This is a genomic window from Brevundimonas sp. GW821-FHT12C05 (assembly GCF_058807475.1).
On record NZ_JBXAQS010000001.1, the window covers coordinates 1,856,387 to 1,878,477 of the forward strand.

19 protein-coding genes are annotated in these 22,091 nt (G+C 69.1%); 8 read left to right on the plus strand and 11 right to left on the minus strand.

Going from position 1 to position 22,091, the window contains the following annotated elements:
* Window position 1 precedes the first annotated feature (1 nt).
* Window positions 2-3,169: an efflux RND transporter permease subunit gene (locus tag AC1RRF_RS09080; RefSeq protein WP_492834073.1), complete on the plus strand. Its 3,168-nt coding sequence runs from the start codon at window positions 2-4 to the stop codon at window positions 3,167-3,169.
* Window positions 3,170-3,207: 38 nt separating this feature from the next.
* Here AC1RRF_RS09080 and AC1RRF_RS09085 read toward each other — a convergent pair whose 3' ends face one another.
* The 3 genes from AC1RRF_RS09085 to AC1RRF_RS09095 all read right to left on the minus strand — a co-directional run bounded on the left by AC1RRF_RS09085 (window position 3,208) and on the right by AC1RRF_RS09095 (window position 6,046).
* Entirely contained in the window at window positions 3,208-3,795 is a 588-nt protein-coding gene (locus tag AC1RRF_RS09085; RefSeq protein ID WP_492834074.1) for a hypothetical protein, read from the minus strand.
* Window positions 3,796-3,843: 48 nt separating this feature from the next.
* Window positions 3,844-4,320: a peptide-methionine (R)-S-oxide reductase MsrB gene (gene msrB, locus AC1RRF_RS09090; protein ID WP_492834075.1), complete on the minus strand. Its 477-nt coding sequence runs from the start codon at window positions 4,318-4,320 to the stop codon at window positions 3,844-3,846.
* 226 nt (window positions 4,321-4,546) lie between these two features.
* Window positions 4,547-6,046 (minus strand): S41 family peptidase, encoded by a 1,500-nt coding sequence (locus AC1RRF_RS09095; RefSeq protein ID WP_492834076.1) that lies wholly within the window; start codon window positions 6,044-6,046, stop codon window positions 4,547-4,549.
* 184 nt (window positions 6,047-6,230) lie between these two features.
* Here AC1RRF_RS09095 and AC1RRF_RS09100 point away from each other — a divergent pair, with 184 nt between their 5' ends.
* From AC1RRF_RS09100 to AC1RRF_RS09110, 3 genes are all read left to right on the plus strand, one after another.
* On the plus strand, window positions 6,231-8,213 hold the full coding sequence (locus tag AC1RRF_RS09100; RefSeq protein WP_492834077.1) for an acetyl-CoA carboxylase biotin carboxylase subunit: 1,983 nt from the start codon (window positions 6,231-6,233) through the stop codon (window positions 8,211-8,213).
* 102 nt (window positions 8,214-8,315) lie between these two features.
* Window positions 8,316-9,779: a RelA/SpoT-related domain-containing protein gene (locus AC1RRF_RS09105; protein WP_492834078.1), complete on the plus strand. Its 1,464-nt coding sequence runs from the start codon at window positions 8,316-8,318 to the stop codon at window positions 9,777-9,779.
* A gap of 237 nt (window positions 9,780-10,016) precedes the next feature.
* On the plus strand, window positions 10,017-10,385 hold the full coding sequence (locus tag AC1RRF_RS09110) for a hypothetical protein (RefSeq protein WP_492834079.1): 369 nt from the start codon (window positions 10,017-10,019) through the stop codon (window positions 10,383-10,385).
* Between the two features lie 21 nt (window positions 10,386-10,406).
* On the opposite strand, the gene AC1RRF_RS09115 is transcribed toward AC1RRF_RS09110, so the two are convergent.
* Together AC1RRF_RS09115 and AC1RRF_RS09120 are read right to left on the minus strand one after the other, a co-directional pair.
* Entirely contained in the window at window positions 10,407-10,907 is a 501-nt protein-coding gene (locus AC1RRF_RS09115; RefSeq protein ID WP_492834080.1) for a hypothetical protein, read from the minus strand.
* 62 nt (window positions 10,908-10,969) lie between these two features.
* Window positions 10,970-12,664 carry a terminase large subunit domain-containing protein gene (locus AC1RRF_RS09120; protein ID WP_492834081.1) on the minus strand — a complete coding sequence of 565 codons (1,695 nt, stop codon included), beginning with the start codon at window positions 12,662-12,664 and terminating at the stop codon, window positions 10,970-10,972.
* Window positions 12,665-12,873: 209 nt separating this feature from the next.
* On the opposite strand from AC1RRF_RS09120, the gene AC1RRF_RS09125 reads away from it, so the two are divergent.
* Window positions 12,874-14,511 carry a pectate lyase gene (locus AC1RRF_RS09125; protein WP_492834082.1) on the plus strand — a complete coding sequence of 546 codons (1,638 nt, stop codon included), beginning with the start codon at window positions 12,874-12,876 and terminating at the stop codon, window positions 14,509-14,511.
* A gap of 3 nt (window positions 14,512-14,514) precedes the next feature.
* Here AC1RRF_RS09125 and AC1RRF_RS09130 read toward each other — a convergent pair whose 3' ends face one another.
* Window positions 14,515-14,850: a hypothetical protein gene (locus AC1RRF_RS09130; RefSeq protein ID WP_492834083.1), complete on the minus strand. Its 336-nt coding sequence runs from the start codon at window positions 14,848-14,850 to the stop codon at window positions 14,515-14,517.
* Window positions 14,851-14,918: 68 nt separating this feature from the next.
* Window positions 14,919-15,125, minus strand: a complete 207-nt coding sequence (locus AC1RRF_RS09135; RefSeq protein ID WP_492834084.1) for a hypothetical protein — start codon at window positions 15,123-15,125, stop codon at window positions 14,919-14,921.
* A 180-nt stretch (window positions 15,126-15,305) separates the two neighbouring features.
* Here AC1RRF_RS09135 and AC1RRF_RS09140 point away from each other — a divergent pair, with 180 nt between their 5' ends.
* Window positions 15,306-16,115, plus strand: coding sequence for a hypothetical protein (locus AC1RRF_RS09140; RefSeq protein ID WP_492834085.1), 810 nt, complete (start codon window positions 15,306-15,308; stop codon window positions 16,113-16,115).
* Window position 16,116: 1 nt separating this feature from the next.
* Here the strand turns inward: AC1RRF_RS09140 and AC1RRF_RS09145 are convergent, their stop codons facing one another.
* Window positions 16,117-17,781: a serine hydrolase domain-containing protein gene (locus AC1RRF_RS09145; protein WP_492834086.1), complete on the minus strand. Its 1,665-nt coding sequence runs from the start codon at window positions 17,779-17,781 to the stop codon at window positions 16,117-16,119.
* A 170-nt stretch (window positions 17,782-17,951) separates the two neighbouring features.
* Between AC1RRF_RS09145 and AC1RRF_RS09150 the strand changes: the two genes are divergently transcribed.
* Window positions 17,952-18,605 carry a TrmH family RNA methyltransferase gene (locus AC1RRF_RS09150; RefSeq protein ID WP_492834087.1) on the plus strand — a complete coding sequence of 218 codons (654 nt, stop codon included), beginning with the start codon at window positions 17,952-17,954 and terminating at the stop codon, window positions 18,603-18,605.
* 15 nt (window positions 18,606-18,620) lie between these two features.
* Here AC1RRF_RS09150 and AC1RRF_RS09155 read toward each other — a convergent pair whose 3' ends face one another.
* Window positions 18,621-19,187, minus strand: coding sequence for a hypothetical protein (locus AC1RRF_RS09155; RefSeq protein ID WP_492834088.1), 567 nt, complete (start codon window positions 19,185-19,187; stop codon window positions 18,621-18,623).
* On the minus strand, window positions 19,184-20,302 hold the full coding sequence (locus AC1RRF_RS09160; protein ID WP_492834089.1) for an ankyrin repeat domain-containing protein: 1,119 nt from the start codon (window positions 20,300-20,302) through the stop codon (window positions 19,184-19,186). Before AC1RRF_RS09160 ends, AC1RRF_RS09155 begins: the two co-directional genes overlap by 4 nt.
* 189 nt (window positions 20,303-20,491) lie before the next feature.
* On the opposite strand from AC1RRF_RS09160, the gene AC1RRF_RS09165 reads away from it, so the two are divergent.
* Window positions 20,492-21,391 (plus strand): NmrA family NAD(P)-binding protein, encoded by a 900-nt coding sequence (locus AC1RRF_RS09165; protein WP_492834090.1) that lies wholly within the window; start codon window positions 20,492-20,494, stop codon window positions 21,389-21,391.
* Between the two features lie 47 nt (window positions 21,392-21,438).
* Here the strand turns inward: AC1RRF_RS09165 and AC1RRF_RS09170 are convergent, their stop codons facing one another.
* Window positions 21,439-22,065 (minus strand): TetR/AcrR family transcriptional regulator, encoded by a 627-nt coding sequence (locus AC1RRF_RS09170; protein ID WP_492834091.1) that lies wholly within the window; start codon window positions 22,063-22,065, stop codon window positions 21,439-21,441.
* Window positions 22,066-22,091 lie beyond the last annotated feature (26 nt).

A 22,091-nucleotide genomic window follows, 5' to 3' on the forward strand; every position in this document is an offset into this window, starting at 1 on the left:
CATGTTGAACCGCATCATCGACGCCGCGGTCCGCCACCGCTGGCTCATCATCGTCCTGGCCCTGCTATGGGCCGTCGTCGGCGCGCGCGAGCTGACCCGGCTGCCCATCGACGCCGTGCCGGACATCACCAACCGGCAGGTCCAGATCACCACCGTCGCCCCGGCCCTGGGGCCCGAGGAGGTCGAGCGCCAGGTCACCTTCCCGCTCGAGACGGCCCTCTCCGGCCTGCCCGGCCTGGTCGAGACCCGCTCCCTGTCGCGCCACGGCTTCTCCCAGATCACCGCCGTCTTCACCGACAGCACCAGCATCTGGTTCGCCCGCAACCTGGTCAACGAGCGGATGCAGGACGCCCGCTCCGACCTGCCCGACGGCCTGACCCCCTCCATGGGACCGGTCGTGACCGGCCTGGGCGAGGTCTACATCTGGACCGTCGAGATGAAGGGCGCCGCCGCCCGGACCGGCGTCCCCTACGTCACGCCAGAGGGCGAGCGCCTGACCACCGACGCCGAGAAGGCGACCTATCTGCGCACGGTCCAGGACTGGATCATCGCGCCCCAGCTGCGCGGCGTGGACGGGGTCGCCGGCATCGACGTGCTGGGCGGCTATGTGAAGGAATACGCTGTCCATCCCGATCCGGCGAAACTGGCCGCCTACGGCGTCGGCCTGGTCCAGCTGGTCGAGGCGCTGGAGCACGCCAACCGCATCGCCGGCGCCGGCTACGTCAACCGCGCGGGCGAGGCCTGGATCGTCCGCGCCGACGCCCGCGTCCGCACGCTTCAGGAGCTGGCCGCCACCCCGATCCTGAACCGCAACGGACAGGTCATCCGCGTCTCCGACGTGGCCGTGGTCGAGACCGGCCGCGCGCCCCGTCTCGGCTCGGCCAGCTCCGACGGCCACGAGACCGTCGTCGGCACCGCCCTGATGTTGCAGGGCGAGAACTCCCGCAACGTGGCCCAACGCGTCGGCGCCAAGCTGGAGACCATCCAGGCCAGCCTGCCGCCCGGCGTCATGATCCGCCCTGTCCTGGACAGGACGGCGCTGGTCGAGGCCACCATCAGCACGGTCGAGCACAACCTCGCGCTCGGCGCGGCCCTCGTCATCGCCGTGCTCTTCTTCGCCCTGGGCAACGTCCGGGCGGCGATCATCACGGCGCTGGTCATCCCCCTCGCCTTCCTGTTCGCGGCCACGGCGATGAACCGCTTCGGCATCAGCGCCAACCTGCTCAGCCTCGGCGCGCTCGACTTCGGCCTGATCGTCGACGGCGCCGTGGTGGTGGTCGAGAACACCCTGCGCCGCCTGTCCCTCAAGCGTCAGGAGACCGGCCGCCCATTGGCTGTCGCGGAACGTCTGTCGATCGCCGCCTCGGCCGCGCGCGAGATGGCCCGACCCGCCGCCTTCGGCCAGGCCATCATCCTGCTGGTCTACGCCCCGCTGCTGATGTTCGAGGGGGTCGAGGGCAAGATGTTCGGCCCCATGGCCGCCACCGTCATGCTGGCCCTCGCCGGCGCCTTCATCCTCAGCTTCACCTTCGTCCCGGCCCTGACCGCCCTCTGGGTCCGCGAGCCCAAGGCCGGGCATGAGGACGGCGAGACGAAGATCAGCCGCGCCGTCCGCAACCGCTACGAGCCCCTGCTCAAGGCGGCCGTGGCCCGTCCCCGCGCCGTCCTGGCCGGGGCCGGCGCCGCCCTCGCGGCGGGCGTCATCGCCTTCATGATGCTGGGCAGCGAGTTCGTGCCGACGCTGGATGAGGGTGACATCCTCGTCCAGGCCCTGCGCGTCCCCTCCACCTCGCTGGAGCAGAGCCAGGCCATGCAGTTCCGCGTCGAGACGACGCTGAAGGCCATGCCCGAGGTCGAGCGCGTCTTCACCCGCACCGGCACCGCCGAGGTGGCGTCCGACCCCATGCCGCCGTCCATCTCGGACACCTTCGTCATGCTGAAGGACCGCAAGGACTGGCCCGACCCGTCCCTGCCCAAGGCCGAACTGGTCAAGCGGATGGAGGAGGCGCTCAGCCATCTCCCCGGCAACAGCTATGAGTTCACCCAGCCGATCCAGATGCGCTTCAACGAGCTGATCGCCGGGGTTCGTTCGGACGTGGCGGTCAAGGTCTATGGCGACGACTTCGAGGCCATGACCCGCTCGGCCGAGCAGGTCGCCGCCGTCCTGCGGCGCATCGACGGGGCCGCCGACGTCCGCGTCGAGCAGGTCTCCGGCCAGCCGACCCTGACCGCCCGCGTCGACCGCACCATCGCGGCGGCCCAGGGCATCCACGCCTCGGACGCCGCCGATGCCCTGGCCATCGCCCTGGCCGGACGCGAGGCCGGGCATGTGCTGGAGGGGGACCGCCGCTTCGACGTGGTCGTCCGCCTCGACGACGCCCTGCGCAACGATCCCGGGATCATGACCCAGCTGCCGGTCATGCCCGAGGAGTCCGAGTCCGGCGCCCCGACCGTCCCCCTCTCCGCCGTCGCCCGCTTCGAGGCGGGGGAAGGTCCCAACCAGATCAGCCGCGAGAACGGCAAGCGCCGCATCGTGGTCCAGGCCAACGTTCGCGGCCGCGATCTGGGCGGCTTCGTCGCCGAGGCCCGGCGCGCGGTGACGGCCGAGGTCCAGCCTCCGGTCGGCGGCTGGTTGGACTGGGGCGGTCAGTTCGAAAACCTCGAGCGCGCCTCCGCCCGTCTGGCCCTGATCGTGCCGCTGGTCTTCCTGACCATTGGCGGCCTGTTGTTCCTGGCCCTGCGCTCGGTGCGGGATGCGGCGCTGGTCTTCGCCGGGGTGCCCCTGGCCCTCGTCGGCGGCGCCCTGGCGCTGGCGGCGCGGGGCATGCCCCTGTCGATCTCGGCGGCGGTCGGCTTCATCGCCGTCTCCGGCGTGGCCACCCTCAACGGTCTGGTCCTGATGCAGGCGGTTCTGGAACGCCTCAAGGCCGGCGAACCGCCGATCCAGGCCGCCGTCGCCGGCGCCGTCAGCCGCCTCCGCGCGGTCCTGACCACGGCGCTCGTCGCCGTGCTGGGCTTCATCCCCATGGCGTTCGCCTGGGGTCCGGGCGCCGAGGTCCAGAAGCCGCTGGCCACCGTCGTCATCGGCGGCCTGACCTCGGCCACCCTGCTGACCCTGATCGTCCTGCCGGTCCTGGCCTCGCTGGGACGGCGGACGAAGGGGGGCTGAAAGAGAAAGGGCCCGGTCTTTCGACCGGGCCCCTGATCTCAGAAGGTCGAATCTGCGGCTGTTCCCGCCGGCAGCCCGTTGGGCCGGGCAAGGCGCCGTTCGTGGTCCAGCGGGACCTCGGCGTCGTAGCGGCCCGGGAAGATGTAGCCGCTGTCGTTGAAATAGGGCGAGCGGCCGTAACCGCCGTAGCCATAGCCGTACCCACCATAGCGATAGCCGTAGGGGCTGTTCTCGGTCTGCCGGTAGCTCAGGCCCAGGGTGCCGTTCTGGCCGATCGGCAGGGTCACGGCCATGCCGAAGTCCCGATAGCCGCCGGTGCCGATCCCGGCGGTGAACTCGCTGTGCATCTTGCGGTCTACCCGGGTGTCGCGGACGTCGCGGTCGGCAATGACGCTGTTGGCGTAGGGCCGCGCCTCCGGATCGCGCGAGGCGATCCAGCGATCGATCTGCTGGTCGGTGGTCAGGTTGTGCGGCTCGGCGGCCTGCTGGGCCGCGCCCTCGGCGGTCGGGGCCACGGGCCGTGTCACGGCGGTCAGATCGACATTGGTCGTCGGCGCGGTCGTCACGACCCCGTCGGGATCGCCGCCCCCCAGGGCCGCGGCCATCATCAGTGCGGAAATCACCATGCGCCTACTCCTGTACCAAACCCACCCTAGCCCTGATTAAGGCCAAGGTCAGGCGTTTCCATCTCCGCGCTGCAACGGATCGCGCAGCGGCTCGCCCTCAGGCACGAATTCCAGCGCCACCGAATTGATGCAGTAGCGCAGTCCGGTCGGCGGCGGTCCGTCGGGGAAGACATGCCCCTGATGCCCGCCGCAGCGCGCGCAGATCGTCTCGGTCCGCACCATGCCGTAGCTGGTGTCGGTGATGGCGGTGACGTGGCTCTCGTCCACCGGTTCAGTGAAGCTGGGCCAGCCGGTGCCGCTCTCGAACTTGGTCCCGGCCCGGAACAGCGGCAGGCCGCATTCCCGGCAGCAGAAGACCCCTGCCCGCTTTTCGCCCAGCAGCACGCCGCAGAACGGCGCCTCGGTGCCGTGCGACAGCAGGACCCGCGCCTCCTCGGCCGTCAGGTCCGCCTCCAGCCGTTCGCGCTCGGCCTCATTCGGCGGCGTCAGATCGTATCCGGAAGGGGAACGGCGGGTGTCGGTCATGGCGCTGAGATAGGAAGCGGACGGTTGCGGGTCCAGTACCTCCGCCTTCTCCCTCCCCTCATGGGGAGGGTGGACCGCGAAGCGGGACGGGTGGGGAGCGACCGCACAGTTCCCCACCCTGTCGTCGCTGCGCGCCGACATCCCTCCCCACTTCGGGGGAGGGAGACAGCAAAAGGGCCGGACGGTTCCCCGCCCGGCCCCCATTCTCTCAACCCTCAGAAGCCAATCAGCCCCCGAACAGCGTGCCCACCCAGGCCTGGACGGCGGCCTGGTCGGCCGGGTCGCCCGTGTACACCAGGCCGGCGGCCGGGATGTAGGGGGTGTTGTTCGGGCGCGGACGGGCGGTCCAGGCCTTGTGGCCGTAGCTCAGCTCCGAATAGTTCGACGGCAGGCGGCGGTTCGTCGGCTCGATGAAGATGGTGTCGGTCGCCGTCGTCGTGCCCGCGATGCGGACGTTCGGCAGCTTGGACACCAGGTCCAGCGTGTCCAGGCAGCCGCCCGAGCAGCCGGCGTCGACCAGGACGATCACCGGACCCTGAACCGGGTTGGCGGCGCCCGTGTCGGCGATGGAGGCGCGGCCTTCGAGGGTGAAGGTCGGCTGGCCGGCGGCGATGGCGGCGTCGAAGGCGGCCACGATGGCGGCCGTCTGTTCGATCACAGCCGGGGCTTCCTGCGAGAAGCGCGGGTCAGCCTGCATCAGCGCCAGGGTCTCGGCGTACCAGGTGCGGTTGCCGGCGGTGGCGCGGTAGGTGATGGCGCCGGCGGCCGGCTGACGGCTGGTGGTGAACTCCGGCGTCCAGATGCGGTTGGCCAGGCCATAGCCGCGTGCGGTCGAGGTGTAGGCCGAGGCGCCCGAGGCGCCGCGCAGGTCCAGCACGAAGCCTTGCGGGCCGCGCAGCTGGGCGGCCTGGGCCTCGACGGCCGAGTTGAAGGCGTCCCAGCCCGCCGAGTCGGCGAACGAGTGGACATTGATCCACGGGCGGCCGTTGACCGTCTCGACCGACAGGGGGGTCGACGACGGCATGTAGACGGTGGCGCGGTAGGCGGCTTCCAGGTCACCGGCGACCAGCGGCTCGGGACGCAGGGTGACGGCGCGCGCGCGCCGGTTGCCGGTGGCGAACTCGCACATCGACGGCACGCCGTTCACGAACGGGTTGTTGCGGTTCCAGGTCAGGTAAGGAGCCGAGGTCACGCGACCGGCTTCGGTGTCCAGATTGCCTTCCCAACGGTCCAGCTTGTCGCGGGCGAACTCCTCGATCGGGATGGCGTTGCACGACACCACCGTGTCGCCGACACGCGGCACGTTGGCGCCGCGCAGGCCCGGCTTGACGTAGGTCACGACATATTTGCCGCCGCGCCAGCCGGTGGCGAAACCGGCCCAGGACGTGCCGAAATACGGGCCGAGGCCTTCATAGGTCGGGTTGATCTGGATGTTCGAGTCGCGGAAGCCCGCCGCGTAGTAGCGCAGCAGATAGGCGTGAGCGTCGCCCGAGTTGACGCGGTTGGCGCGGCCCAGCGAATCCTGCAGGCCGGTGTCCAGCCAGGCGCGGAAGTCGGTGCTGGGCTGGCCGGGGATGGCCGGCGCCGGGTGGTTGGCGGCCAGCTCGTCATGCGCCGCCTGCAGGTCCTGGCGGGCGAGGGCGCGGAAATCCTGGGCGAAGGCGGAGCCGGCGCTGACAGCGAGAACCAGTGCGGCGGCGGCCGCGGCGGGGAGGAAACGGGACATGAAGTCAGGCTCCGGAGCCGAATTGAACAGGGCGTGGCGACGTTAAAGCCCAAGGGTGACAGACTTGCCAAGCCTCTACCCCGTTCGGATGAACGCCCCCGTCCGGTTTACTCCCCGGTGATCGCGGCCTAATCGGGGCGAAGCGCCTCCGCAGGCGGATCGTCCGCTTCACAGTCGAGCCTTCATGTTCAAGAAGATCCTGATCGCCAATCGCGGCGAAATCGCCGTCCGCATCATCAAGACCTGCCGCCGCATGGGCATAGCCACGGTGCAGGTGTACTCTGAAGCGGACGCCGGTTCGCTGGCCGTCGAAATGGCCGACGAGGCCGTTCTGATCGGCCCCGCCCCCGCCGCGCAAAGCTATCTGTTGGCGGACAAGATCGTGGACGCGGTGCGTCAAACGGGCGCGGAAGCGGTCCACCCCGGTTTCGGCTTCCTGAGCGAGAACGCCGGCTTCGCGCGCCGCCTGAAGGCCGAAGGCATCGCCTTCATCGGCCCGAATCCCGAGGCGATCGACGCCATGGGCGACAAGATCACCTCCAAGAAGTTCGCCCAGGACGCCGGGGTCTCCACCGTCCCCGGCCACATGGGTCTGATCGATTCGACCGAGGAAGCGGTGAAGATCGCCCGCGAGATCGGCTACCCCGTCATGATCAAGGCCTCCGCCGGCGGCGGCGGCAAGGGCATCCGCGTCGCCCACTCCGACGACGACATGGCCGAAGGCTTCGCGGCGGTGAAGGCCGAGGCGCTGAACGCCTTCGGCGACGACCGGGTCTTCCTCGAGAAATTCATCATCGACCCGCGCCACATCGAGATCCAGGTGCTGGGCGACAAGCATGGCAACGTCGTCCACCTGTTCGAGCGCGAATGCTCGATCCAGCGCCGGAACCAGAAGGTCATCGAGGAGGCCCCCTCCCCGCTGCTGGACGAAGCCACCCGCGCCGCCATGGGCGCCCAGGCCGTCGCCCTGGCCAAGGCCGTGAACTACGACAGCGCCGGCACGGTCGAGTTCGTGGCGGGCCAGGACAAGTCGTTCTTCTTCCTGGAGATGAACACCCGCCTGCAGGTCGAACACCCGGTCACCGAACTGATCACCGGCGTCGATCTGGTCGAGCAGATGATCCGCTCGGCCTGGGGCGAGAAACTCGCCTTCGAACAGAAGGACCTGAAGATCAACGGCTGGGCCATCGAGAGCCGCATCTACGCCGAGGACCCCTACCGCGGCTTCCTGCCCTCCATCGGCCGCCTGGTCCGCTACGAGCAGCCCGAGGAAGGCGAGCATGAGGACGGCTATGTCGTCCGCAATGACAGCGGCGTCCGCGAGGGCGACGAGATCAGCATGTTCTACGACCCCATGATCGCCAAGCTGTGCGCCTGGGCTCCGACCCGCGACGAGGCCCTGACCGGCATGGCCCGCGCGCTGGAGGACACCCATCTGGCCGGCCTGGGCCACAATGTGCCCTTCCTCGCCGCCGTGATGGACCAGCCCCGCTTCCGCTCGGGCAATATCTCGACCAGCTACATCAAGGACGAGTTCCCCGAGGGCTTCCACGGCCTGCCTCCCTCGCCGCATCAGGTCCACCTCATCGCCGCCGCCGCCGTGGCCATGAACGAGATCATCGCCGAGCAGGACGGCGACCCGTCCGACCGCACCGACTGGATCGTCCTGATCGACAAGGCTCCCCATGGCGTCGACCTGTCCTATGACGAGGACGAGGCCCTGCTGCTGGCCTTCACCGGCGGCGGCCACGCCCGCCTGACCGAGATCGACTGGCGTCCGGGCCAACCCCAGTTCCGCGCCGAACTGGACGGCGAACCCTTCACCGCCGAGGTCGCCCGCGTCGCCGACGGCTTCCAGATCCGCCACCGCGCCGCCAAGGCCCGCGTCCGCGTGCTGCGCCCCCGCCTGGCCGACCTCTACGCCCGCCTGCCGGAGAAGGTGGCGGCGGACACCTCCAAGATGGTCCTGAGCCCGATGCCGGGCCTGGTCGTCGCCATCCCGGTCGTCGTCGGCCAGGAGGTCAAGACCGGCGAAACCGTCGCCATCATCGAAGCCATGAAGATGCAGAACATCCTCAAGGCCGAGCGCGACGGCGTGGTGAAGGCCGTCAGCGCCAAGGCCGGCGATCCGGTGGCGGCGGATGACGTACTGGTGGAGTTCGGGTGAGGGGCTCGCCCTGATCGGCGAGGAGTTCCACCCGCCAGCGTTGCAGTAAAGTCGTTTTATCGTTAGCCGGGTTGTCGGTCTTGGGGACAAACGGGGAGCGTAATGAGCGGCTATTCGAAGGCTGACGAGTTTCTGAAGCGATACAGCGATGACTACCGCCGGGTGAACCGGTTGGCGCTGGACGCGTGCGAGGGTGTTCGCGAACGGCTCGGCTCCGACAAGATCATCGAAGTTTACGGCCGCCCCGACAATGCCGCCGCGGGCGGGCCCTTCAAGTCGCCGGAAAAGATCGCTTCAAAGGTCCGCAAATGGGGCAAAAGCCCCACCACCGCGCACTTTCTGGAGATCAACGACATCGTCGGCATAACGATGGTTATCGCCTATCCGGACTATGTTGAGGAGGCTGTGCAGGCCGCGAAGCGGGCTCTTCGTTCGCGGAAGGCGAAGTTCAAGGACGAGGTCAAGCACGAAGCTTTCAATGGCTACTACGCCACGCATCTCAACTATACCTTCACGATCAATGGAGAGGCGCTCCATTTCGAGGTGCAGTTCAAGACCCTGCTTCACAACGCATGGTCACGGAAGATGCACGACCTCACATACAAGCCGGCGCGAGCCTTCGACCCACGCCTCAGCGCGCTGATGGGATCGGTCGCCGACACGATCGAAAGCCTTGAAAATCAGAGCCGACTGATCCGCGAGATGATCACGGCCAACTGGAATGTGGAGGAAGAAACGCGCCGCGCCGCGCGCCAACAGGTCTTCGAAGGGATGCTCAAATACTCGGAGGAGGTCTGGGCCGGCGCCCCTCGTCCGCCGAATGTGCTCGCCCTTCGCGATATGATCGAGGACGCAAAGTCGTGGTTGCCGTCGGAGCCGGCTGACAGCAAGCGGCTGCAGCAATTGATCAAGAACCTGGATCAATGCTGTCGAGGCGGCCCTGAGGCGCGGCGCTTCGCCTGGATTTTGGCCGGCGTGGTCGCCAGCCAACGTCCGGGCGGGGATTTGACACGCCTGTTCCGCAAACATGCCGATGATTGGCTCGCCGAGGCCGGAGCCCTGTTCAAGGCCGGCCAGATCAAATCGGTTGAAGTCCGCGCTGTGCCGCTCGTGTTCTATGTGATCGGCGACCTGGACGGAGCGATCGAGTATTGCGAGCAGATTGAAGGCGATACCGCCTACACCAAGATGGATCCGCCGGATCGACTCTCATTGGAGTTCAACCGGATCACCTTCATGATCGAGCGGGAATATCATACGCCGACGCAACTGAGGTCCGAGCGGACCGCGATTGAAGCCGAGATCACGGCATTCTTCGCCAAGCCCGCGCTTCAAACCCATCCGGGAAAGACGTTTGCAAGTGACCTGATGGATAGCGAAGGCTTGGCGATGATCACCTTTGCGGTCACCTCGAGGGTGGCGCGAGACGGGATCGAGAAATGCCTCAGGGCCGCCCAGATATCCCAGGATGACGCTGCGATTACGGACGCATATGCGGATCTGCATATGCGCCTGGGCTGGCGGCGCTATTTCGAACTGGAGTTGCTCGAAACGATGAAGCGATAGGCGATCAGGCGAAATAGGGGCGTCGAGCGGCTTCTGCGAAATACGGACGCTTGATCGTGCGCATCTACTTCAATCCCTTGTTGCCCGGCGACTCATCGTCGATCACCGGTTCAGTTTGAAACTCGAGGCCACGAAAGCAAATGGTTTCGGTTGTCTGCTTATCCAACCCCATCATCACCGGCAACGGTCTATAACCCGTTAACCATCGTTCTCCGTCCATCCCGTCGAGCCGTGGCCATGACCATTATTCCAGTATTCAACGGATCGGAGATCGAACTGATCCCCCTTCCCCCTGAAATCACGGCTCTGGCGCTGGCCCTGCCGGAAGAGGCTTCCGCGTATTTCGTCATGGTAGAGGGACAAACCGAGTTGCCTGTCGATCAACTCGTCCTCTCGCATTTGCGGCCCGAGGGAGTCGCGAACGCGGTCCGGTACATGGAGGCGGCGCGAAACGGTCGGCAAGCGCTTCGCGCGCCGATTGACGTTCAGTCGATCAGCGAAGGCCGATGGCTGGTCATTGACGGAAATTCGACCGCCGCCATCGCCCGGGCGGCCGGCTGGTCGATCATCCCCGCGATGATCGCCGCGACCGACGGCGACGTATAATCTGCTCACCCTCGGCTCCCCTCAGCCTCTTGGCGTGTCGGCGAACCTCAGCCGGGGCAGTGCGGCGCTGCCGTCGTTGACGACGGGGCGCAAGCGTTGTGCGAACCAGGCCTCCGCCTTCGCCTCGTCCTTCAGGCCCATGGGAAGCCGGACGACGTGCTTCAGGTCGCGATCGTAGAGGTCCAGGTGGGCGATGGGCGCGGCGGCGACGATGATGATCAGTTTTCCGTAGCCGGCCAGTCCGGAGACGGGGATCGTCCTGGTTCTGAACAGATGACGGAAGACGACCGTTTCGCCCTCGATGCTCCAGCGCATGCTCTGGATTGAAATCCCGAGCGCCATGAGGCCGGCGAGGAAGACCCCGATGACCAGTCCGGACCACAGATCGGCCGAGGTCTGCGTATCGAGGTGGGTGACAAGGCCATAGATCATGGCGGCCAGAGCGACCGCGGCGCCCAGAAAGACGAGCCACCCCAGGGTTCGTTTCGCCAGGCCCGTCCGGAACACCAGTTCGTTCTGCATCAGAGTCCGCCTGAGAGAGTCATTGGGGTCGCCACGCCGCGGGGCCGCGCCCGATCCTCTTATCACAACGCCCGCACCCTCGGCCCCCTCGCCCCCGGCCGGTCCAGCAGCAGGTCGGTGACCGCCCAGACCAGGGCGTCGGCGCGGTCGAGCGAGCCTTCGCCGAGCTCGGAGCCGAGCATCAGCAGGTCCTCCTCCAGCGCCTCGAACATCCCCGCATGCTTGACCCGGCCCTGTTCGTAGAGGGCGGCGACCGGCTCGGCGCGCAGGACCTTGCCCTTGGTGGCGCGAACGGTGCGGACGGGGAGCGGGCGGTCGACGGCCTTGAGGACCGAGACGACCATGTCGCCGCCCTGGTTGACCTCGGCGACGATGCAGCCGGCCTTGACCTCGCGGGCGAGGGCCACGGCGCGGCGGGCCCACTCCTCGGGCGACAGGCCGTGGGCCGAGCGGTCAGCCAGCACCACCGCCTCGCGCACGCCGTCCGGGCGCAGGCGAGAGGCCGCCGCGATGATGCCGCAGGCGTCGCCCGAGGCGGTGGCCGGCGGGTCGATGGCGACGACGATGCGTTCGTATTCCGCTTCTCCCTCCCCTCCTGGGGAGGGTGGCTGTCGCGCAGCGACAGACGGGTGGGGAACCGCGCGCTCGGATACGCACCCCACCCTGTCGCCGCTGCGCGTCGACATCCCTCCCCATAAAGGGGAGGGAGAACGCGCCCGGACCATCATCTCGGCCGTGAACAGGGAGCCGTCGAGCTCGACGATCCTGCCCTCCAGCTCCTGCGCCTCGCGTTTCGTGCCGCCGTAGAGGGCGCGAAGGCCGTCGAGGAAGCCGGGGGCGAGGTGGTCGGCGTTGTCCGCGGCGCTCGCGTGGGTGACGGCGCAGGAGGCTTCGTCCTTGAGGCGGACCAGGGCGCGGGTGGGTTTCGGGGTCGTCGTGACGAGGAGGCGGGGATGCGTCGGGCGCCCCTTCGCCGCTTCGCGGTCGCCCTCCCCCGCCGGGGGAGGAAGCGGCAAGCGCAGCCCCATCCGCAGCAGGGCCAGGGTCTCGGCGGCGCCGCGTGCGCCGGAGGCCCGCCAGGCGCAGAACTCGTCGGCCCAGGCGGCCGAAAACTGGGGCCCGCGCAGGCTGTCGGGATCCTCGGCCGAGAAGGCGTAGGCGATGCAGCCGTTGGCGAATTTCAGGCGGCGGCGCGAGCTTTCGAACACCGGACGGGTCTTGGCCGTCCAGCGCGGCAGCGCGCGCAAACCCGAGACGCCCTCGATCATCACCTCGCGCACGTCGTGCAGGGTCGGGCCGATCAGGGCCAGGCGGCCGCCCTTGCCCAGGACCTCGGCCTGGTCCGCCAGCCATTCGGCGCCCGCCTGGGTCTTGCCCGCGCCGCGCCCGCCCAGGAACAGCCAGGTGCGCCAGTCCGAGCCGTCGGGCATTGCCTTGGGCGGGCGCTGGGCCGGGCGCAGTTCGATGGGCGGGAGGGCGGGTTCGGGATCGGGATCCGGGTCGGGAGCCGGTTTTGATGGTCGCGCGGGCGGCGCATGGCGGGCGCGCAGCCGCTCCTTCATCTGCCAGAACCGCACCGCGGTCATGCCGACACGCATCAGGCGACCGGCGTCATCAGAACGGCCCCCGTCGGACAACTTCGCGACCTGGTCCTCAATGGAGGCGATGGTGGCTTCGGGGTCTTCGCGGTGGAAGGTGAAGGCCAGCGCCTGCCGCAGCGCCTCGTCCCGATCCGTCGATGTCGCCGTCGTTCCCATCCCCTCATTATCCCACGGGGCCGGAGGGACGTCGGGAATAAGACGCTGGCGGGGGTGGGTTGGCTTGGAGATCAATGCGTTGGGGACCGGGGTTGTGATGGTTCGGCGCGATCTTCCTCCATTCTCGAGGGGAAAGGCGCGCAGCCTTGACACCGGTGTCAGGAACAACCCAACTTGCCGGGCCTTCTGACCGCCGCGAGGATGCCGGCATGACCCAGACCCTGTCCCGTCGCGGCCTGCTGGCCGCGGGCGCCGCCGCGCCGCTGCTGGCCGCCCTGCCCGCTTTCGCGGGAACGGGCGCGCAGGCCGCCGCGCCCGACCGAGCGGCCGTGCTGGCGACAATGAAGCGGGCGACGCGGTTCATGACCGAAGAGGCGTCGGTGGGCGGCGGCTATGTCTGGTCCGCCCTGCCCGATTTCTCGCGCCGCTGGGGCGAGTTGGAAGCGGCGCCGACGATGATCTGGGTGCAACCGCCGGGCACCGGGACCATGGGCCACCTGTTCCTGGACGCGTACCACGCCACCGGCGACGAACAGTTCTACGAGGCCGCCGCCGGCGCGGCGCGGGCGCTGGTCAGGGGCCAGCATCCCTCGGGCGGCTGGAACTACGTCATCGACACCGCCGGGCCCGAGTCCCTGCGCCGCTGGTACGAGACGTATGGGAAGAACGCCTGGCGGATGGAGGAATTCCACCACGACTACGGCAACGCCACCTTCGACGACGCGGGCACCTCCGAGGCGTCGCAGTTCCTGCTGCGGCTGTATCTGGAGAAGCGCGAGCGCGAGTGGCGAGCGCCGCTGGACAAGGCCATCCGCTTCGTCCTGGACAGCCAGTACGCCAACGGCGGCTGGCCGCAGCGCTATCCGCGCACCGACGGGGCGGGGCTGCACGGACGGCCCGACTACACCGGCTACATCACCTTCAACGACGACGTGGCGGGCGAGAACATCAAATTCCTGATCTTCTGCCGCCAGACGCTCAATGACCGCAGACTGGACGATCCGATCCGGCGGGCGATGGACTGTTTCCTGGCCTGCCAGCAGCCGGCGCCCCAGGCCGGATGGGGGCTGCAGCATCACGCCGATACGCTGAAGCCCGCCGCCGCCCGGACCTATGAACCCGAAGCCTACGCCACCCACACCACGGCGGCGAACATCGAGCAGTTGTTCAGCTTCTACCGCCTGACCGGCGACCGGAAATACCTGGCGCGCGTGCCCGAGGCGCTGGACTGGCTGGACGGCGTGCGCCTGCCGCAGCGGCTGCAGCGCGACGGCCGGACGCATCCGACCTTCATCGAGCCGGGAACCAACAGGCCGCTGTATGTGCACCGGCGCGGCTCGAACGTCGTCAACGGCGCCTACTATGTCGACGGCGATCCCAACGACACGGTGATCCACTACAGCTCGTTCCGGGCGGTCAATGTCGAGCGCATGCGGGCCGAATACGCGCGGCTCATGGCGATGACGCCGGAGCAGGCGTCGGAGGGCTCGCCCCTGCTGGCGCCGCGAGGGTCGGTGGCCCTGCCCCGCTACTTCACCCTGCAAGACATCTCGGTCTCGGACATGACCAGCGACGGGCGCCGCCCGCCGGCCGAGCCCGCCGTCATCGCCGGACTGGTGGCGGGGCTGAACGGCCGCGGCTACTGGCCCACGCCGCTGAAGGCGGTGAGCAATCCCTATATCGGCGACGGCTCGCCCGAGGTGGCGCCGGGCGAGTTCCGCATCACCCGCGTGGGCGACGCCTCGGACACCTCGCCCTACATCACCGACTATCCGGTGATGGGAATCTCGACCGGCGAGTACATCAAGAACATGGGCGTGCTGATCGAGGCGCTGGGCGGAGCCTGAACCCTAACGTGCCGCCTCGCGGACGGCCTTCTGTCGCGCCACGCTGGCCGCGAGCCCGTCGCCGCAGTCCTTGACCAGCCGCTGCAGTTCAGCCTCGGGCAGCGCCGTCAACGCGGTTCGCGTCGCCGGCATGGCCTTCGCCCAGTCGCCCGACGGATCGGCCGCATCCAGCCGGCCCATGTAATAGGCCATGGAGGCGGCGGCGTCGGCGTTGCCGCGCGGGCCGGACAGGATCATCGAGGACAGGGTGTAGCATTTCAGGTCGGGCTGGCTGACGCCGCCGGCGCCGCCGCAACCGGCCAGGCCGAGACCGGCCGCCACGATCAGAATGGTTCGCATGATTGTCCTCCGCCGCGCCATTCAGCAGGCGGGGCGTGAAGATTTGCTTGATCGCGAGGAAGTGGGCGTCAGGCCCGGCGGGCGCTCGGGGCGACGTCGAAGGGGCGGCCGAGGCTGCTCATCAGGTTCCAGCCCGCGTTGGTCGGCCAGAAGCGGGCCTTGCCGCGCCGCTCGACCAGTCCCAGCACAGCCAGTTGCTCGCTCGCGGCGGGCTGTTCGGTCCGGCTGTCGTCCACGATGTCCAGGAGGGCTTCAATACGGTCTGCGTCGGTCATGGTCTCCAGATAGGGCCTGCGGCCCCGGGGGGCCACCCGATATCGCGGGCCTGCGCCTGAATCTGCCGCCACCGTGTCCCGCAAGCGTAGCTGTGTCCTGACGAAAAGCCGTGCGGCGAAATCCGCCGTTAGCCTTCCCGCGCCAGAATGGCCGCTCCATCGCAGAAGGCGGGCCTTGAGATGCAGTCTTTCCGGATCGTCCTGGCGCTGGGCCTGATGGCGGCCGGGCTCCCCCAGGCGGTGCAGGCCTGCGCCATGTACCGTTCTCTGGACCCGCGCGATGTTCGGGAGGCGGAGATCGTCGTGGTCGGCCGGCTGAGCGGCTACAGGACCGTTCTGGACCAGGAGCGGCGGCGACAGCACCGGGAGATGCTGGCGCGCAATCCGGCGCTGAAGGACCTCTTCCCCGAGGAATCCAAGAGCGTGATCGGCGACTATGTGGTCTTCGACGTGGCGGTGGAGAACACCTTGGTCGGCCGGTCGCCGCGGCGGATTCGGGTGAGGTGGGACAACTCGACCTTCGGCGAACCGGAGCGGATGCCGAACGGCCGCTATCTGATCGCGCTGCGCCGGGCCCAGCCTGGCGCGCCGTCGGCGCCGGATTTCACGGTCTTCCAGTATCCCTGCTCGGGCGCCTTCCTGTTCCGTAGCGGCAGCCCCGAGGCCGTCGCCACGCTGCGGGTCCTGGCCGGAGAGGAGCCTTATCCGCCCGAGCCGCCCGCACCGCCGCCGGCGCCCGCGCCCGATCCCTCCATCCCCACCCCGGCGGCCGAATTGCCCGCCTGGGCAACGGCCCTGCCGCCGGCGCCGGCGACCGAAGCATCCTATTGGGACATGAGCTATCCGCCGTCGCTGGCGGAGCGCATTCCGCCGCCCTATCGCATCGTGCTGGGCGCCGCCGGGCTGGGCCTGCTGGTCGCGTTCGGGGCGCTGGCGTGGCCCCGTGGACGACGGCGCCCCGAGGACGACGAGACACCGCCCGACGCCTGACCTACCGGCGGACGAACGCGATGTCGCGCGCGCCGCCGGCCCAGGCCCGGACGCCGTCGATCCGCCCGTCCGCCGAGCGCGTGAACACGAAGGTCGTCACCCCGCGCAAGGGAGTCGAGAACCCGTCGGCGAAACGCGGCGTCAGCGGCCACTCGACCCCGAAGGCCTGGCGGATCACCAGCGCCCCGCCCTGACGGACCACGCTGATCCGCGCATCCAGTTCGGCGCTGTAATAGGTTCCGACATAGGGGGCGAGATCCTGAAGGGGCGGCTGGACCGCGCCATAGCGGGTCTCCTTCGCCTCATGGCTCAGCACCAGTTCGGTCGGCCCTTGCCCGCTCAGGACGAAGCGGACGCTGTCGCCGTCGGCCCGCGTGAACCGTTCGCCGCCGAGCGGGATCAGGTCCTGGGATCGGCCCTGCATCAACGTCAGCCGCCCCTCCGCCAGCGCCGTCCGCAGCAGCTCGCCGGTGACGGGGTTCCGGAACAGGCCCTGATAGGACGCCAGATCGGCCGACGGGACGGCCGACGGAGGCGCCGCCGGCGCCGGGGCGACGGGGTCCTCGACCGGACGGCCGGCGGCGACCAGCGCCTGGTCCGCCAGCGCTTCGCCCAGCGCGATAGGATTGATCCCGCCGTTGTTGCACAGCACGGCGACGGACAGCCCGGCGTCGGGATAGCGGGCCGTCCAGGTCTTGTATCCGCCGGTCGAACCGCTGTGCCCCACACGCGGCAGGCCATGCGCCCGGTCCAGCTCCAGCCCCAGGCCATAGGGCGTGACGGTTCCGTCGTTCAGGCGGCCCGGCGTCTCCATCGCGGCGACCAGCCGCGCCCCGCCCGGCAGGTCGGAGGGATGGTCCAGGAAGGCGTTCCAGCGCAGCAGGTCGTCGAGGGTGATGAGCAGGCCGCCGTTTCCAACGACGTTGGTGAACGGCATGTTGGCGATGAAGCCGCCCTCGGCGGGCGCATAGGCCGTCGCGCGGCCCGGGACCACCGTGCGGAAGTCCTCGCGCCAGCGGGTCTGGCTCATGCCCAGGGGCTTGAACAGGCGCTGGTCGGTGAACGCCTGCAGGCTCTCGCCGCTGACCCGCGCGATGATGATCGCGGCGAGGCTGTAGTTGGTGTTGGTGTAGAGGAACTCGGCGCCCGGCGCGAAATTCAGCCCCCTCTGGCGCGAGGCGAGATCGAGGATGACCGCCTGGCTGTGGACCTGGGTTCCGGGCGGATTGCCGGTCAGGGCCAGCAGGCTCCACTGCTCGCGCAGGCCGCTGGCGTGGGTGAGTAGATGCCGGATCGTGATCGGCGTCCCGTAGTCCGGCATCTCGGGCAGATACAGGCGGATGTCGTCGTCCAGCCCCAGCTTGCCGTCCTGAACCAGCAGCAGCATGGCGGCGGCGGTGAACTGCTTGGCCAGCGAGCCGCTTTCGAAGACCGTGGCGGGCGTCAGCGGGTCGGGATGCTCAAGGTCGGCCATGCCCCGGGCGCCGCGCAGGACGGGCTGTCCCGGCCGCGCCAGGCCCACGGCGCACCCCGGGCCGGTCGGGTCGATGGCGCTGAACACGGCGTTCAGATCAACATCCGGCGTCGCCTGGGCAGCGGCGTTCGAGGCGAGACCGGCCAAGGCGAGGGCCATCACGGCGCTGGTGAAGCAGGAGATGGAACGCATGGAAGACCCCGACGGAACAGGCGGCCTTTCGACCAGCCGTTCGGATCGCCCGCAACACCGCATCGGCCAACGGCGCCGTCTTTCGGTGAACGGTCGGCGCGGCGCCTAATCCGTCGTCCCGGCACGATCGCGGGTGGCGCGCCGGCCTGAAGCAAAGCTAGAACGGCGCCATGGAAGAAGAAGACACCAAGGCCCCGTCGAAGCGGTCGGTCCGCGTCCGCGCCGATGCGATCAAGCCGTTCCGCTGCAAGAACCTGATCGCGGTGATCGAGAACCCGTCCGATATCAAGAATATCGGCACGGTGATCCGCAACGCCAACGCTATGGGCGTCGAGAAGGTCTATGTCGTCGATCCCAAGCGCGCCCTGTCCGATGACTGGCAGGAGCTGCGCGGGGATCGCCCCCTGTCGAAGATTTCCGTCTCGGCGGTGAAGTGGACTTTCGTGCGGCGGTTCGACAGCACCGATGACTGCTTCGACTATCTCGAGAGCAAGGGCTTCACCTCGGTCGTCACCTCGCCCCACGTGAAGGGCAAGGCGTCCATCTTCCTCGATGAGGGCGACTACACGGTCCAGACCAAGCTGGCCGTCTGGTTCGGCAGCGAGGCCGTCGGCATCAGCGACCGGGCCGTGGAACGCAGCGCGCTGTGCGTCAGCATCCCCATGTTCGGCATGATCGAGAGCCTGAACCTTGGCACCAGCTCGGGCATCGTCCTGTACGAGGTCGCCAAGCAGCGCCGCGCCTATCAGAGCCGCTACCGGCTGAGGAACAAGCGGGGCGAGCGGGCCGAGCCGCTGCCGACCGTGATGCCGGTCGGAGAGTGAGGGGGCGGAAGCCCCCTAGACCCCCGTCAGCCGACGGACCACAGTCCACAGCAGGGCGGCCAAGGCGACGACGATCACGACCTTGAGCAGGACGGCGATGTTCGGATCAACCTTGAACGCCCGCTCGCGCTTGAGCGCCCACGGCGGTGCGCCATTGGGCGGCGGATCGCTGGACGGGCGGGCGCTGTCCCGCGCCGTCTCCGGGGTCTTGACCGACCACCGCACGAGGGTGTCGTCGATATAGATGCGAAAAGCGGTGTGATAGTCCCGGCCAGCCTGCTCGATGTACTGCTCCAGCATCACCGGATCGGAATGCAGCACCCGGGCGACGAGGGCGTCGAAATCCGCCTGGGTGACGGGCTCGGCGCCGGGCATGGCGGACCTCTGCAGCACCGCGTGTCCCACCGTTTCCAGCACCGCCCTGCGATACGGATCGGCCAGCAGGACATCGAGGTCGCGCCGAGCGATTTCGAAAGTGAACTCCAGATCGGCATGCCCGGACCCGACCGGCTGCTGATAGATCAGCCGGCTCCCGTCCTCGTAGACATGGGGTTCGTAACCCGAGCCGAGCAGACGCCTCACCGCGCATAGCCCGGCGCCGACAGAGGAACCGGCGTGGGGTTCAGGCGGACCCACCGGACCGCCAGTTCGCACAGCTCGCCGCCCGCGCCCTCGCGGGTGCGCGCCTCCGCGACCAGTCGGGCCGCCCGGTCCCGTTCGGCTTCAGGCAGGGGCGCGCCCGAGGCGAGGTGCGCCAGGAAGGCCTGGCCCATGCGGCGGTAGTCGGCGTCCCAGTTGGCGCCGCCGTTGCGATCGACCTCGTCGGCGATGCGTCCGGCGATGCGGATGACCTCGCCCTGCACCGTGGCCGCGGCGCCGCTGGACGGGACCAGCAAAGCCCACAGCGCCTGCTGCTGATCCTGCCAGCGTCCCGGCTGGACGACGATCGGCGCGCGACCATCGTGCATCAGCCGGCGCGGGACCGGCGGGGCGTCGAACAATACGTAGAGCCGATCCAGCGCGGCGCTGGTCGCCTCGAGATAGTCGGGATTGAAGCCCGCGCGGTGGAACTCGAAATTCTCCCCGATCCGCTGCACGAAGGCCCGCATCTGCGGCAGGCCTTGCGCAGGCGCGTCGCCGCCACCCGAAACGGCGCGCCGGACCCGATCGACGAAGCCCGGCTTTCTGGGCGGGTCGGCCGCCAGCAGCAGGGCGGAGATCTCCGCCATCGCCTCGATCTGGGCGTTGCTGCAGTACTGCAGGCCCGCCGCCAGAGGCGTCAGGCCGGCGGCGTTGAGCGCGTCGGCCCGCGCGCCGCGCGCCAGCAGGACGCGCACCGCCCCGGCGTTGCCGGACCGGGCGGCCTTGTGGAGCGGGGTGTCGCCCTCCGTGTCCTGCGCCTGGATGTCGGCGCCCAGGTCCAGCAGGGCCTCCACCTTGCCCTGCCAGCTTCCGGCGTGTTCGTGCAGCGGCGTGCGGCCGTAAGTGTCCCGGGCCTCGATATCGGCCCCCTGCCCGACCAGCCAGCGCGCCAGTTCATCCGGACAATCCCGGAACGCCAGAGCCGTCTGCTTGCCGTATCCGCCCCGCGCATCGAGTTCACAGGCGTCGAAGACGGTCTTGAGTGCGGCGATGTCGCCCGCCTTGAGAAGGGCGTCGAAGTCCTTGGGAAGGAGCTTCTTCTTCGCCTTGGGCATGGTCCGACGCCTCCATTCATTCGGGATCTACGATGCTAACGCGGGACGGCCGGGCCGCAACGGCGCAGAAGCCCATCCGTCGCCGACGTCCTTCGTGATTCTCGTCCAGTCGACGGCGGGAGCCTGTCAGCAGTCTGGGAACCACCCCTCGCCGCCGCCACTTTCTCCACACACCTTCGGAGACCCGCCATGTACGTCATCATGGGCGCCACGGGCCACGTCGGCGGCGCCTGCGTCGACGCCCTCCTGGCCCGGAACCACCCCGTCCTCGCCCTCATCCACAGCCCCGACAAGGCCGCCGCCCTGGAAGTCAGAGGCGCCGGAACCGCCGTCGTCGACGCCCGCGATCCCGACAGCCTGCGCGCCGCCTTCCGCCGCGGCCGCCGCGCGTTCCTGCTCAACCCGCCGGCCGCCCCCTCTACGGATACTGACGCCGAAGAGACCGCCACGGTCCGCGCCATCCTCGCCGCCCTCGACGGCTCCGGCCTGGAGAAGGTCGTCGCCGAGAGCACCATGGGCGCCGTCGCCGGCGAGACCCTGGCCCCCGCCACCGGCGACTCCAGCGTCCTCTACGGCCTGGAGAAGGGCCTGGCCGCCCAACCCGTCCCCGCCGCCGTCAACCGCGCCGCCTACTACCTGTCCAACTTCGACCTCCAGCTGGCCGAGGTCCGAGACACGGGCGAACTCCAGACCATGCTCCCGCTCGATTTCGAGATGCCCATGGTCGCCCCCGTCGATCTCGGCCGCGCCGCCGCCCGCCGCCTGATCTCGGGGCTCGACGACGTAGGCCTCGTCTCCATCGAAGGTCCTGACCGCTACACGATCGTCGATGTCGCGCGCGCCTTCTCCGCCGCCCTCAGCCGACCGGTCGAGGCGGTCTCCACGCCGCGTGACGGCTGGATCGCCGCCTACCGCGCCCAGGGCTTCTCCGCCCCCGCCGCCGCCGCCTACGCCCGCATGACCGCCGCCGCCGTTGACGGCCCCATGACCCCGCGGTCCGACACGGAGAAGGGCGAGGTCACGCTGGAGGCGTACATTCGGGCGCTGGCCGGATCGAACCAGACCGCCTGGGCCCAGCCCCCGGCGTAATCGTCCTCAACGCGTCAGCCGGCACCCCGAAGGCGATGGTCTCTGCATCACCCCCGCGACGCTTCAGTCCCGCGCAGAAGGCCCTCCATCAGGGCCTGGAACGCCGGAATGGCCCGCCTGGCGGTCGCCGCCGGATCTTCGGCGTTGGCGATCCACTGGGCCGCGTAGGTCGAGGCCCCGCAGATCAGCCGGGCGGCAGCCTCGGCGTCGACGTCCCTGACCAGACCCTCGCTCTTCAGCCGCTGCACGCTGGCTGCGATGGCGGCGATGCAGCCGTCGTTGTTGGGCCATTGGGACGGGTCGCCGAGCACCGCCGGGCCGTCGCGCAGCACGATGCGCTGGATTTCAGGCTCCAGCGCCATCTCGATATAGCCCACGTTCTCGTCGACGAACCCCTGCCAGCGGTCCGGCGCGGCGGCGGAGATCGCGTTCAGGCGCGCCGCCATCTCGGAATCGATCTGAAGGATCACCGCCATCAGCAGCCCCTTCTTGTCTCCGAAGTGGTGGTAGAGCGCGCCCCGGGTGAGCCCGGCCTCGGCCGTGAAGTCGTCCATCGACGCCTCGGCGTAGCCCTTCTCGCCAAAGGCCCGCCGCGCCGCGGCGATGAGGGTCGCACGGGTCTCCGCGAGCCTCTCGGCCCGGGGTTTGGGCTTGATCTGACGGCCTGTCGGCAAAAGTCTTCTCCACTGCGTTGACATAC

Coding starts and splice junctions, on each gene's coding strand:
- AC1RRF_RS09105 (WP_492834078.1), top strand. CDS start 8,316: ATGAGCGGCTATTCGAAGGCTGACGAGTTTCTGAAGCGATACAGCGAT.
- AC1RRF_RS09125 (WP_492834082.1), top strand. CDS start 12,874: ATGACCCAGACCCTGTCCCGTCGCGGCCTGCTGGCCGCGGGCGCCGCC.
- AC1RRF_RS09140 (WP_492834085.1), top strand. CDS start 15,306: ATGCAGTCTTTCCGGATCGTCCTGGCGCTGGGCCTGATGGCGGCCGGG.
- AC1RRF_RS09130 (WP_492834083.1), bottom strand. CDS start 14,850: ATGCGAACCATTCTGATCGTGGCGGCCGGTCTCGGCCTGGCCGGTTGC.
- AC1RRF_RS09160 (WP_492834089.1), bottom strand. CDS start 20,302: ATGCCCAAGGCGAAGAAGAAGCTCCTTCCCAAGGACTTCGACGCCCTT.
- AC1RRF_RS09085 (WP_492834074.1), bottom strand. CDS start 3,795: ATGGTGATTTCCGCACTGATGATGGCCGCGGCCCTGGGGGGCGGCGAT.
- AC1RRF_RS09095 (WP_492834076.1), bottom strand. CDS start 6,046: ATGTCCCGTTTCCTCCCCGCCGCGGCCGCCGCCGCACTGGTTCTCGCT.
- AC1RRF_RS09145 (WP_492834086.1), bottom strand. CDS start 17,781: ATGCGTTCCATCTCCTGCTTCACCAGCGCCGTGATGGCCCTCGCCTTG.
- AC1RRF_RS09115 (WP_492834080.1), bottom strand. CDS start 10,907: ATGCAGAACGAACTGGTGTTCCGGACGGGCCTGGCGAAACGAACCCTG.
- AC1RRF_RS09110 (WP_492834079.1), top strand. CDS start 10,017: ATGACCATTATTCCAGTATTCAACGGATCGGAGATCGAACTGATCCCC.
- msrB (WP_492834075.1), bottom strand. CDS start 4,320: ATGACCGACACCCGCCGTTCCCCTTCCGGATACGATCTGACGCCGCCG.
- AC1RRF_RS09100 (WP_492834077.1), top strand. CDS start 6,231: ATGTTCAAGAAGATCCTGATCGCCAATCGCGGCGAAATCGCCGTCCGC.
- AC1RRF_RS09120 (WP_492834081.1), bottom strand. CDS start 12,664: ATGGGAACGACGGCGACATCGACGGATCGGGACGAGGCGCTGCGGCAG.
- AC1RRF_RS09135 (WP_492834084.1), bottom strand. CDS start 15,125: ATGACCGACGCAGACCGTATTGAAGCCCTCCTGGACATCGTGGACGAC.
- AC1RRF_RS09165 (WP_492834090.1), top strand. CDS start 20,492: ATGTACGTCATCATGGGCGCCACGGGCCACGTCGGCGGCGCCTGCGTC.
- AC1RRF_RS09080 (WP_492834073.1), top strand. CDS start 2: ATGTTGAACCGCATCATCGACGCCGCGGTCCGCCACCGCTGGCTCATC.
- AC1RRF_RS09150 (WP_492834087.1), top strand. CDS start 17,952: ATGGAAGAAGAAGACACCAAGGCCCCGTCGAAGCGGTCGGTCCGCGTC.